Annotated in this window: 8 protein-coding genes; 5 read left to right on the top strand and 3 right to left on the bottom strand. The window is 63.8% G+C overall.

Annotated features, from left to right (window positions below):
* Window positions 1–44: 44 nt before the first annotated feature.
* Window positions 45–1,496 carry a glycogen synthase gene (locus V7D81_RS13270; protein WP_324317015.1) on the top strand — a complete coding sequence of 484 codons (1,452 nt, stop codon included), beginning with the start codon at window positions 45–47 and terminating at the stop codon, window positions 1,494–1,496.
* Window positions 1,497–1,518: 22 nt separating this feature from the next.
* On the opposite strand, the gene V7D81_RS13265 is transcribed toward V7D81_RS13270, so the two are convergent.
* Complete coding sequence (locus V7D81_RS13265) at window positions 1,519–1,983, bottom strand: LEA type 2 family protein (protein ID WP_324317014.1); 465 nt, start codon at window positions 1,981–1,983, stop codon at window positions 1,519–1,521.
* Window positions 1,984–2,262: 279 nt separating this feature from the next.
* Between V7D81_RS13265 and V7D81_RS13260 the strand changes: the two genes are divergently transcribed.
* The gene (locus V7D81_RS13260) at window positions 2,263–5,178 is read left to right on the top strand and encodes a TonB-dependent receptor plug domain-containing protein (RefSeq protein WP_324317013.1); all 2,916 of its coding nucleotides are present in this window, start codon (window positions 2,263–2,265) and stop codon (window positions 5,176–5,178) included.
* Window positions 5,179–5,217: 39 nt separating this feature from the next.
* Here the strand turns inward: V7D81_RS13260 and glgC are convergent, their stop codons facing one another.
* The gene (gene glgC / locus V7D81_RS13255; RefSeq protein ID WP_324317012.1) at window positions 5,218–6,531 is read right to left on the bottom strand and encodes a glucose-1-phosphate adenylyltransferase; all 1,314 of its coding nucleotides are present in this window, start codon (window positions 6,529–6,531) and stop codon (window positions 5,218–5,220) included.
* Between the two features lie 177 nt (window positions 6,532–6,708).
* Here glgC and V7D81_RS13250 point away from each other — a divergent pair, with 177 nt between their 5' ends.
* The 3 genes from V7D81_RS13250 (at window position 6,709) to V7D81_RS13240 (ending at window position 9,222) form a co-directional block, all read left to right on the top strand.
* Window positions 6,709–7,428, top strand: a complete 720-nt coding sequence (locus V7D81_RS13250; RefSeq protein WP_324317011.1) for a hypothetical protein — start codon at window positions 6,709–6,711, stop codon at window positions 7,426–7,428.
* Window positions 7,425–7,922, top strand: a complete 498-nt coding sequence (locus V7D81_RS13245; protein WP_324317010.1) for a DUF192 domain-containing protein — start codon at window positions 7,425–7,427, stop codon at window positions 7,920–7,922. Before V7D81_RS13250 ends, V7D81_RS13245 begins: the two co-directional genes overlap by 4 nt.
* Before the next feature lie 211 nt (window positions 7,923–8,133).
* Entirely contained in the window at window positions 8,134–9,222 is a 1,089-nt protein-coding gene (locus V7D81_RS13240) for an OmpA family protein (RefSeq protein WP_324317009.1), read from the top strand.
* A 70-nt stretch (window positions 9,223–9,292) separates the two neighbouring features.
* Here the strand turns inward: V7D81_RS13240 and V7D81_RS13235 are convergent, their stop codons facing one another.
* Entirely contained in the window at window positions 9,293–12,049 is a 2,757-nt protein-coding gene (locus V7D81_RS13235) for a TonB-dependent receptor plug domain-containing protein (protein WP_324317008.1), read from the bottom strand.
* Window positions 12,050–12,530: the final 481 nt, after the last annotated feature.

Genomic DNA, 12,530 nt, shown 5'->3' with positions numbered 1-12,530 from the left:
CTCACGACGTTCGCGTACCTTCCTCCACAGATCTTCCCGTCGGCATGTCCCTACGCATCTGCTTCATCGCCTCCGAAGTCGCACCGCTCGCGAAAACCGGCGGCCTCGCCGACGTCGCCGGCGCGCTGCCGCGCTATCTGCACGAACACGGACACGACGTCCGCGTCTTCATGCCGCTGTATTCGAGCATCAGTCTCGGCTCGCTGAGCCCGCAGCCGGTGGCGAACGTCCAGGACGTCGAACTGCGGCTCGGCGCGCACCGCTATTCGTTCTCGCTGCTGGCCGCGACGCTGCCCGGCACGCAGACGCCGGTGATGCTGGTGCACTGTCCGGCGGCATTCGATCGTCCGACGATCTACACCCAGGGACCCGACGAACACCTGCGCTTCCTGGTCCTGCAGCGTGCGGCGCTGGAATCGTGCCAGCGCCTCGCCTTCGCGCCGCACGTCGTTCATTGCAACGACTGGCACACCGGCCTCGTGCCACTGATGCTCAAGAGCCTGTATGCGTGGGATCGCCTGTTCGAGCACTCGCGCACCGTCATGTCGATCCACAACATCGGCTACCAGGGCGTATTCGGCGTCGGTACCGCGCATGACATCGGCGGCGAGATCCGCCACCTGCTGGCGCCGGAAGACCTGGCGCGCGGCCAGATCAACTGGCTGCGCGAAGGCCTGCGGCACGCGCATCGCGTCAGCACCGTGAGTCCGACGTACGCGCGCGAGATTCTGTCGCCGATCGGCAGTCATGGTCTGGATTCGACGCTGCGTGCGCGCGGCGACGAGGTGGTCGGCATCCTCAACGGCGTCGACTACGACGAATGGAATCCCGCGACCGACCGCTATCTGAAGCATCGCTACACGCCGCAGGATCTCTCCGGCAAGGCCGCCACCAAGCGCGCGCTGCTCGACTGGCTGAACCTGGCCGTGCCGGAAACCACGCCTTTGCTCGGCATCGTCTCGCGCATGACGCCGCAGAAGGGCTTCGACCTGCTGTTCGATCCGCTGCCGGAGATCCTCGGCGGCCGCGACTGCGCGCTGGTCGCGCTCGGCAGCGGCGACTACGGCTACGAACAGTTCTTCGTCGACCTGCAGCGCCGCTTTCCCGATCGCGTCGTATTTCATCGCGGCTACAGCGAAGAACTCGCGCATCTCATCGAGGCGGCGAGCGACATCTTCCTCATGCCGTCGATGTACGAACCCTGCGGCCTCAACCAGATGTACAGCCTGAAGTACGGCACCGTCCCCGTCGTGCGCAAGACCGGCGGTCTCGCCGATTCCGTGCAGGCGTGGGATCCCGCGACGCGCCAGGGCACGGGCATCGTCTTCGACGATTTCGACGTGCCGGCCATGCGCTGGGCGCTGCACACGGCGCTCGATCTGTTCAAGGATCAGGATGCCTGGCGCCAGATGATCCGCAACGGCATGGCGCAGGACTTTTCCTGGGAAGTGCAGGGACGCGAGTACGAACGGCTGTACGCGGGCCTGCTGCCCTGACGACCGGATCGCGGCGCCGGACTTACAGCTTCGTCGCCAGATCCACGGTGCCGCTTTCCTGGAAGGGAATGGTGCGGATCATGCCGGAGGCGAGCATGACCTTGCCTTCGAAGACGTACTCCACCTGCTTCTTGCCGCCGAGACGCGTGAGCAGCCGACCGACGCTGCTGACGAAGTTGGTCCGCACCGTCATGTCGAATTCGGTTTCGCCGTTGGCGGGCACGGTGAAAGCGCGGCTGCTGGTGCCTTCGGCGAAGGAATCGCCCTGCAGGAACAGTTTGTATTCGATGCCCTTGATCGGCAGGTCGCGATCGTTCGGGTTCTGCACGTTGAGGTGCACGAGGAAGTTCTGGCTGAAGACGTCGCCCGAGGTCATCGACGCATTGATGATGGTCAGACGCGGGGTCTCGAGTTTGGGCGCCATGGCGCTGCAGGCCGTGATACCGGCCAGCAACAACAGGATGGACAGGCTGCGCAGCTTCTTCATGGCCGGATGCTTTCCCTTGAGGACGGTGCGCGCATTGTATGGCGAGGCTCCGCCCGGCTGGCGAGAGTTTCCATGCCGGAAATCGTGCCCTCCGTCGCGATGTGGCAACATCTGCGCCACTCCCCGGTTCTCGCAGATTCACCTGTCCGGTTGATCCGGGAATCGGGAGTGCACGCCGTGGACGCCACGGCCGGTCTCATGGATTGAGTCGCTCCCGGTCGAGCCACACAGCTTGCCGGGCATACACGTCAAGAAACATCAATCGCAGGAGACTTGCAGATGGTGGGCAATCGATTTCTTCGCAGCTGTATCAGAAATCTGTGTCTGTACGGCACGCTGGCGGTCGCGCTGCCGGCACCTGCAGCGGAAGAAGAGGCGAACGAAGTCACCACGGTGATCGTCACGGGTTCGCGCATCAGGGCGAACGATTTCGATGCGCCGACGCCCACGGTGTCCCTCACCGCCGAAACGCTGCAGCTGTCCGGGACGACGAACGTGACCGAGTTCCTGCGGACCCAGCCGGCACTGGTCGGTTCGAGGGATACCGACCAGACCACCGGCGACTTCATCGGCAGCAACGGCCTCAACCTGCTCGACCTGCGCAATCTGGGCACCGAACGCACGCTGGTGCTGGTGGATGGACGCCGCCACGTCGCGCAGCGGCCGGACAGCGCTTCCGTCGACATCAACACGATTCCCTCGGACCTGATCGAACGCATCGACATCGTGACGGGCGGCGTCTCGGCGGTGTACGGCGCCGACGCCGTCTCCGGCGTCGTCAACTTCGTGATGAAGAAGGACTTCGAGGGCCTGATCGGGCGCTTCCAGTACGGCGGCGCCGACGATGGCACGCCGACCGACTGGCATGCCTCCCTCACCGGCGGTTTCAATATTGCGGACGGACGCGGCAACCTCTCCGGCTCCGTGGAACACACCCGCGAAGGCCGGCTGCGCGCCTCGGACCGCAGTTATCTGCGCGGACTCGGCTACGTCACCATGGCGCGCAATCCGGATGACCTGGACGATGACCCGAACGTGCCGGACAACATCCCGATGAACGACATCCGGTATTTCGACAGCGCGCGCGCCGGCGCGATCGACGTCGATTTCGACGGCATGCCGGACCTGCTTCCCGACGGTTCGCCGTTCGATCCCGGCATCTACGTGCCTGCCATTTTCCAGCAGGGCGGTTCGGGCACCCTGCTGGCCGACTACATCGGCGACCTGCGCAGCAGGAACGAGACCACCATCGGCAGCCTGTTCCTGAACTATGAAATCGCCCCCGCGGCGAATTTCTTCGCCGAAGCCAAGTATGTGCGCGGCACTGCCGTCGGCTACGACCAGCCCACGTTCGACTTCTACCTCTACATTCCGGAAGACAATCCCTACATCGATCCCGCGGTGTCCGCGGTATCGCCGGACTTCCTGCTCAGCCGCGACAACTTCGACCTGGGCGTGCGCGGCGAAGACATCACGCGCGACACCGTGCGCGCGGTCGCCGGCCTGAACGGCGACTTCGCCGCCGACTATCGCTACGAAGTGTCCTACGTGTACGGCCGGACCGACATCGATACGATCGCGATCAACAACCGTTACAACGACCGCTTCCTGGCCGCCCTCGATGCCGTCATCGATCCGGCGACCGGCAATCCGACCTGTCGCTCCAACCTGGATCCGGCGGCGCTGCCGTTCCAGCCGTTCCAGAGTTTCGATTTCTCCGGCGATCTCTCCTTCACGCCGGGCCCGGGCAGCGGTTGCCGGCCGCTGAACCTCCTCGGCGAGGGCGTGGCGGATCCGGCGGCGATCGACTGGGTGATGCTGAACAGCCTGACGACGTCCAGACTCACCCAGAACGTCTTCAGCGCCTACGTCTCCGGTCCCGTGCCGGGCGTCTCATTGCCGGCCGGCCCGATCGACGCCGTGGCCGGCGTCGAATGGCGCCGCGAAACCAGCGAATCGACGCCGCCGCTCGAAGACCAGCGGGGGCTCACCTTCGGCAACGTGCTGTTGCCGAGCGATGGCGACTTCGATGTGAAGGAAGGCTTCGTCGAACTGCGCGCGCCTCTTCTCCAGGACGTGCCCTTCGCCGAACTGCTGCAGCTCTCGGGCGCCGTGCGCGCCTCCGACTATTCCACCGTCGGCAGCACGACCACATGGAACGGCGGCCTGCTGTGGGCGCCGGTGCGCGACGTTTCGTTCCGGGGCACGATCTCCGAATCGGTCCGCGCGCCGAACATCGGCGAGCTGTTCAGCCCGCAGAGCCAGACGTTCAGCCCCATCGATGATCCCTGCGATCCCAACTTCCTGAACAACGGCACGTCGTATCGCGCAGCGAACTGCGCCCAGACCCTGACCGCGCTCGGCATCGATCCGGCCGCCTACAGCGATCCGAACTCCGCGTCGATCGCCGGCCTGCTGCAGGGCAATGCCGGACTCAGCGAAGAAACATCGCGCAGCTACACCTTCGGCGTGGTGCTGCGTCCGCGTTTCGCGCCGGGTCTGGCGCTGTCCGTGGACTACTACGACATCAACATCGAGCAGGCGATCAGCACGGCCAGCGCCCAGTCGCTCGCCGACAGCTGCGTCGATCAGCCGACCCTCGACAACGTGTTCTGCGATGCCTTGACGCGCGATCCGACCGACGGCGGCATCGACTCGTTCCTGGTCCAGCCGGAAAACGTGGCGGCGTTCCGCACGCGCGGCATCGACTACAACCTGAGCTATCTGCTGGATCCATCGCGGTTCGGCGTGGACAGGGACATCGGCACGTTCCAGCTGAGCCTGATCGGCAATCGCCTCGATCGCCTGACGACCATTCCCACCCCGGGCGCCGAGCAGGTGAACGAACGCACCACGGCCTATGCGCCGAAGTGGCAGAACGCGTTCGATCTGACGTGGATGTACGCGAACGTCAAGGTCAACTACGGGTTCACCTATTTCAGCAAGACCTCGCGCTACACCCTGCTGACGGTGGAGGGCGATCCGGACAATGCCTCACCGGACAACCTCTACTACGACGCGCTCGAGCAGCACGATCTGTCGGTGTCGGTCGGCTTCAAGGACAACTACGAGCTGTATGCGGGCGGCCGCAATCTCACGGACGAAAAGCCCGACTACTCCATCAACTATCCGATCAGCGCCGTGGGCCGGTATTTCTACGGCGGCTTCCGGATGTCCTTCGGCGCATCCCGCTGAAAATCGGGAACGGCGCGCTGACCACCCGTCAGCGCGCCGTCATTTCGTCAGTCGCGACAGCATGTCGCGCGTCACCAGCGCCACGCCCTTCTCGCTCATGTAGAACCGTCGCGCGTCGTCTTCCGGATTCACGCCGATCTGCGTACCCGCAGGAACCACGCCCCCGGTATCGATGATGGCCCGCTTGATGACGCAGTTCGGGCCGACCCGCACGTCGGGGAACAGCACCGACCGCTCGATGTAGCTGCGCTCGTCGATGCGCACGTTCGAGAACATCAGCGACTGATTGACGTGCGCGCCCGACACGATGCAGCCGCCCGACACCATCGAATTCACGGCCATGCCGACGCGGCCGGCATCGTCGAGCACGAACTTCGCGGGCGGGTACTGACGCTGGTAGGTCCAGATGGGCCAGTGCTCGTCGTAGATGTTGAGTTCGGGATTGACGTGCACCAGTTCCATGTTGGCGTCGTAGAACGCATCGACGGTGCCGACGTCGCGCCAGTACTGCTGCACTCGCGTGTTCACGTCCTTGAACGGATAGGCGAACACCTTCAGGTTCTGCAGGGCGCCGGGAATGATGTTGCGGCCGAAGTCGTGCGCGGTGCCCGCCTTCTGCGCGTCCTCTTCCAGCAGGCGGTACAGCAGACTCGCCTTGAACACGTAGATGCCCATCGAGCCGAGCGAATAATCCTCGCGGCCCGGAATGCCTTCCGGATCGCGCGGCTTCTCGGCGAAGCGCGTGATGCGCATGTTTTCGTCGACGGTCATGACGCCGAAGCTGCTCGCCTGGTCGCGCGGCACTTCGACGACGCCGACGGTGATGTCGGCCTTCTTTTCCACGTGGGCGGCGAGCATCGGACCGTAGTCCATCTTGTAGATGTGGTCGCCCGCCAGCACCAGGATGTGTTTCGGGTGATGCAGCTTGATGATCTGCAGGTTCTGGTACAGCGCATCGGCCGTGCCGCGATACCACATGTCGCCGAGCTGCTGCTGCGCCGGAATGATCTCGACGAATTCGCCGAACTCGCCGCGCAGGTAGCTCCAGCCGCGCTGGATGTGCTGGATCAGCGAATGCGCTTTGTACTGCGTCAGCACCGAGATGCGGCGGATGCCGGAGTTGACGCAGTTGGAGAGCACGAAATCGACGATGCGGAATTTGCCGCCGAACGGCGTGGCCGGCTTGCAGCGGAAATCCGTGAGGTGTTTCAGGCGCTCGCCGCGCCCGCCCGCCATGATGACGGCGAGCGTGTTGCGCGTGAGGCGGCTGACATAGCGCCGGGCGGCGGCTTTCTGACTTTTCGTCTCGCGTTGACGGCCTGGAACACGCGCTGGCGGAGCGGTATCGGGCATGACGGGGCTTCTCTCACCATCCAACAGGGCAACGCCGCCCATGTTATCCGCCCGCGCACTGTTTCGTCGCTTGCCTCGCCAGCGGCCGTTCGGCATTGTGCCGGCCGGATCGGTTCCCTCCGCGACCCGCGGGGCGTCGCGCCGATCGTTTCGTTGCCCGACGCCGGTGTAGCCTGAATGCTGAATACCTTCCGTGAGCCCGTTGCCGAGATCGGCCGCATCACCCCACTCGGACATCCCGTCGTCTCCTCGGCCCGCGGGCGCATCGTCGACCGCCGGCATTGTTGGAGCGCGCCCCTATGCGCGCTCGCCTTGCTGGTCATGTGCAAGGTCCATGCACAAAGCACCCCGCCTGCGTCATCCGACGCAGGAAAGCCGACAGCCGTCGCCGACTGCCTGCCCGATGGATCCGGATATCTGCGCGCGCGCCTGAAAGGATCGATCGAACGGGAGCTGGATTGGGGCAATGCCGGCACCGGCTGCACTGGCGCTGTGCGGCCCACCGACGGCGGCATCCGCGTGCGCTTCACCCGCGCGCTGGATGAAACCACGCAGCTGGTGCTGGTTTTCGGCATCGCCAATCTGCATGAAGGCGCATCGGCCTCAGCATTGCCGGTCAATGTGACAGTCATTCGCGAGGGCAGCGGCGAGTTCTACAGCACGCAGGGCGACGGCAGGTGCACGCTCGACCGCATCACCCAGACGCCGCTCGTCGGCATCCCCAACCGCTCGCGCATCTACCGGATCGAGGCGCGCGGTTTCTGCACCGGCCCGGCCCGCGCACTCAACGGCAATGGCTCGATCCTCCTCTCGCGATTCGATTTCGCCGGCCGCGTCGATTTCGACGAAGCCGATGACACGGCCGACCCCGGTCACGACCAGGAACGCACGCCATGAGCGCTTTGCCGCAGGTAAGAATTTTCCTCACTGCACTCGCGCTGCTCTGCTTCGGTTGCGCCAGCGCCGATCCCGCCGGCAGCGACGCCCAGACCCTCGACCGGGACTTCGCGCGCTCGACCCTGCAGATCGCCGGCGCGGACGCGAAGCTGCACGCCTTCCGCGTCTGGGTGGCGGACAACGACACCCGTCGCGCGCGCGGCCTGATGTACGTGAAACAGATGGACGCGGACGCCGGCATGCTCTTCATCTATCCGCGCGCACAGCAGATCTCGATGTGGATGAAGAACACGGTGCTGCCGCTCGACATGCTGTTCGTCGCCGCCGATGGACGCGTGATCAAGGTCGCCGCGAACGCCACGCCGCAATCGCTGGAGACGATCGAGTCGGAGGGTCTCGCCCTCGGCGTCGTCGAACTTAATGCCGGAATCGCTGCGAAGCTCAACATCCGCGCCGGCTCGCAGATCATCCATCCCGCCTTCCTCAAACGCTGAACATCGAAGCGCACCCCGCCCTGTAGCGATCGAGCAACGGAACTGCTCGTGTAGTTTGCGTATTCACCCCTGTCCCTTTCACGGATAGCAATTCCACGCATAGCGGCTAACTTGCCGCTGTAGCAGACAGGCAACGATGCGCTTGCGCCAAAGTGCATCGATTCATCTTTTCTCAAGGAGCTGGGCGATGCGAACACGCATGAGACATGCAATGTTGATTACGGCGATGGGGCTGGCGTACGGCACGGTTCACGCCGCGGACGAAACAGGCAAGTGGTACATCAATCCGATGTACGGCTACACCTGGCTGGACAAGGCCCGCAACGTCGACGACGACGACAGCTGGGGTCTTGGCATCGGCAAGCACCTGAGCCAGCACTGGAGCCTCGAGCTCAACGGCTTCTTCGGCGCCGACGACTACAACAACGGCACCACCGGTCTCAGCCTCGAACAGAACGCCTATTCGCTCGATGCGTTGCTGGTCTTCGCACGCGAACGCGCGGTCTCTCCCTACATCACGTTCGGCGCGGGCTACATCGACAACGTGTTCAGCGGCGTCGACAACAATCTCGAAGGACCTCTCGCGCAGGCCGGTCTCGGCCTGATGATCGACGTCGGCGAAAACGCGGCGAAGACGTTCGTGTTCCAGCTCCGCCCCGAAGTGAAGGTCCGCTACGACTGGGCCGACTCGCCCAATCACGACGACTTCCACGACTACATCGCGAATCTCGGCTTTGCATTCAACTTCGGTCCGGCGCCGTATGTGCCGCCGCCTCCGGCGCCGCCCGCACCGCCGCCGCCGCCCCCACCGCCTCCGCCGCCGGCTGATTCGGATGGCGACGGCGTACTCGATCCGCAGGATCAATGTCCCGGAACGCCGCGCGGTGTCGTGGTCGATTCGGTTGGCTGCCCGCGCAAAGGCTCCGTGACGCTGCACGGCGTGAACTTCGAGAACGACTCGGCAACGCTGATGGCGACGTCGCGGCCGATCCTCGATGAAGTCGCTGCGGACCTGAAAGCGCATCCGCGACTCAAGGTCGAACTGGAGGGCCACACCGACAGCGTGGGCTCGGCCCAGTACAACCTCGGCCTGTCGCAGCGTCGCGCGGATTCAGTACGCGACTACCTCATCGCTCAGGGAGTGAGCGCCTCGCAACTCACGGCCAAGGGCTACGGCGAAAGCAAGCCGATCGCCACGAACGACACCCCGGGAGGTCGCGCCGGCAACCGCCGCGTCGTGATGTCGGTGACGGACAATCCCGGAGACGTCGAGGTCAAGGGCGAGGAGAAGTTCTTCTGATCGACTGACTGCTGTTCGGCCAACTTGGAATACGGCGGATGCATGGGCATCCGCCGTTTTTTTTGCTGACTCAGAATCCGAAAGAGACCTTGCCGAACAGGACCCGGTCGCGCGGATCGTAGTATCGCGCGTCGTAGCCGATCTGGAAGTTGGCATCGGTCAGCGACAACGGCGGATCCTGGCCGAACAGGTTCAGAGCACCCCCCGTGATGTCGATCGAGTCCGTCACGGCCCAGGTTGTCTGCCAGTCCACCGTGAGGTAGTCATCGACACCCAGGCGGACGTCGGCCGTCAGGCCATTGAAGTTGCCGGCATCATCGATACCGTCGACCGTCGTCAGCTTGTCGCGATAACCGCTCTTGTAGTTGAAGGTCAGCGTGTTCGAGAAGTTGCCGATGTCCAGGCCGGTGATCAGGCGGCCGGTCCAGCGGAACGCCACTTCATCCAGCTCGAACGAGTAGTCGGCAATGTTCTCGTAGTACGCCCCGCCGTCTTCGAGCTGCGCCTTGCTCTTCATCATGTACGTCGCCGCCAGCTGGGCGCGGAACGTGCCGATGCCCGTCTCCCAGTTGCCGAGCGCATTGATGTCGATGCCGCTGTAGTACTCCTTGCCGGTATTGAGGTTGGTCTGGTTGTAGGCGACATAGGTCGTACCGGTACCGATGTCGAAGAATGTCGTCCATGCATCCGGATACTGGCCCGGATTGGCGAAAGCCTCGCCCTCGTCGATCTGACCAAAGGCGTCTTCGATTCCGATCCACCAGAAGTCGGCGCCGATCGAGAACGAGCGCATCGGCTCATAAACGAAACCCAGGCTCGCCTGGCGAGATTCCTCGGGCTTGAGGTCGGCATTGCCGCCGGCGAACACGTCGTACTGCGTCTGCGGTGGTTTGCACACTGCGTCCAGGCCACTGGCGATCGCCGCGAGTTCGGCGGAGCAGTCGTAGTTGCTCGCCGTCACGCCGTAGGACTGCAGAGAAGCCCGCAACTGCGGAACGGTCGGCGCATGAAAGCCGGTTCCGTAGGAGCCACGGATCAGGAAGCTCTGGTTCGGGGACACCTTGAAGCTCGCCTTGTAGTTGGTCGTGTCGCCGACGTCGTCGTAGTCGTCATAGCGAACGGCAGCCGTGAGCTCCAGCCAGTCCACCGGAGACACCGAGACTTCAGTGAAGGCACCGAACACCGTGCGATCGGCGTTGTACGGAACTTTCGCCGCCGCATCGCCGAAACGCTGATCGCCCGTGCCTGGACCGCCTGCGGCCGGTGTACCTGCCACCGGATCGTCCAGGTTGGCTTGTGCGAATTCGCTCGGCCTGGAACGGAACTTCTCCTTGTAGTAGCTGAGGCCGGCAGCGAACTGCACGGGATTGCCGTTGGGCAACGCGAACAGCTCTCTCGATGCGCGCGCCTCCGCGGTCTGCAGACGCGACACGCCGCCATCCCAGTAGCCCTTGTAGTTGATGGCATCCAGTGCCGCCTGGCCTTCGGGTGTCTGTCCGCCCGGGCCGGTGAACGGATCGATGAGTCCGCTGGCCAACGCGTTGTTGAAGGCAATCGCGCCGGGATAGCCTTCGATGTCGCCTTTCACGTCGCTCTGCGACTGCGTGAGGGCGAAGTTGTAATCCCAGCCGGCGAGCTGGCCTTCGATGCCGGCAGCGGCCTGATAGAAATCGATCGTGTCTTCGCTGATGCGCTGGCCGAGATCCGCGCCGCGATAGAACACGACCGAATCGTCCGTGAACATCGGCGTGCCGTCGTCTTCGGTGAGCGAAGCGAGATACTGATTGAACACGGGCGAGCCGGCGGTGACCAGCAGATTTCCAGGTACGGACGCGATCTTCGAAATCGATTCCGTCCTGGAATAGAGCGCATCGACGAACACATTGTGCGAGTCGCCCACCTTGAGATTGAACGAGCCGTTTGCCGTCTTGCGCTCGCGCTCCGGATAGAGCTGGATGTGGGGGACATAGTCGAAATAGCACGCACGATCGACGGGCGCCGAGCCTTCGGGGCATGTTCCGTTGGCCAGCAGGGCAGGACTGACCAGTTCTCCCGCATCCGTGGTTGCGTTGCCGGGAATATTGCTCGGCGAGCCGTTGAAGTACGTCCAGCGTTGGCCGCCATAGTTGAAGTTGACGATGGCCGAATCCGCGAAATCGCGGTCGACGGCCTTGAGCTCATCGCGCTTGTCCGCGGCAACCGTCACGAAGATGTTGTAGCCGTCCGACTCGTAATCGCCGAACCCGGCCGAGATGCTGGCTCCGCTTTCGCGTGCGCCATCGCTCGGTGCGTAGTAGTTCGCAGAGATGTCGCGATCCAGTGTGTTCTTCTTGGTGATGAAGTTGACGACGCCGGCCACGGCATCCGACCCGTACAGCGCCGAGGCACCATCCGTCAGTATCTCGACTCGTTCGATGGCGGCGATCGGGATCGCATTGAGATCCATCGCCGCAGCAAAACCGGTGAGCGTCTGGCCACCGAATTGAGCGAGGCGTCGGCCATTCAGCAGTACCAGCGTGCGGTTCTCGCCGACGTTGTGCAGCGATACGCCGGCGAAGCCGAAATTCGACGCGCCGATGGTCGAAGCTTCCGGCGTTGCTCCCTGCATCGAGGGCAACCGCTGAATCAGATCCACGACATTGGCGGCACCCGTCTTCTTGATGGCCTGCTCATCGAAGACCTGGACCGGCAATGAGGTCTCGCCCTGTACGCGACGTATCGCCGAACCAGTGACATAGACGGTCTCGATGGATTCGGATTCCGGAGTCTGCGCATGAAGCGGTTGCGCGAAGGCGGCTGCAGCGCTCGAAAACAAAACGCAGCGCACGGCGCGCGTCACTGAGTTGCTCGCCAACATCTGAAATACCCTCCTGCGAAATGGGGCGTGGATCGGAGGGCGGAACGACGCTGGATCAGGCTCCGCCACTCGCAGCAGTCGTTGCGGAATTCTTCGCAAAATGATTCCGGCAACGTCCTGATGTGGCGCGGAACGTACACCGTTGCAGCGGCGCGAAATGTGCCGGTGTTGAAAAGCAGCAAAAGAAAACGATCTGGGGGACGCTATTGCGTCAACGGTGCAATACGGGTCTTTGCTCGTCGCGACATGACAACGGATGAGGCGATCAGACGCTGCTTGCATACTGAACAGCCGCTGGAAGGCGGCTCGACGCAAGAAGGATCCTCGGGAGCACGCCGCGCGACTTGCCGGAGGACGCGCACTGTATTCAAGCAATCATTCAGATTCGGCGCCGCGGGCCATCGGAAGTGCGGATGGTGTCGCGGGTTCGGCGATGGGCACACAAAAAAGG

Origin of the sequence: Povalibacter sp., from assembly GCF_036735925.1 — a bacterium.
Taxonomy (GTDB): domain Bacteria; phylum Pseudomonadota; class Gammaproteobacteria; order Steroidobacterales; family Steroidobacteraceae; genus Steroidobacter.
This window is presented reverse-complemented; position numbering and strand designations above follow the sequence as displayed.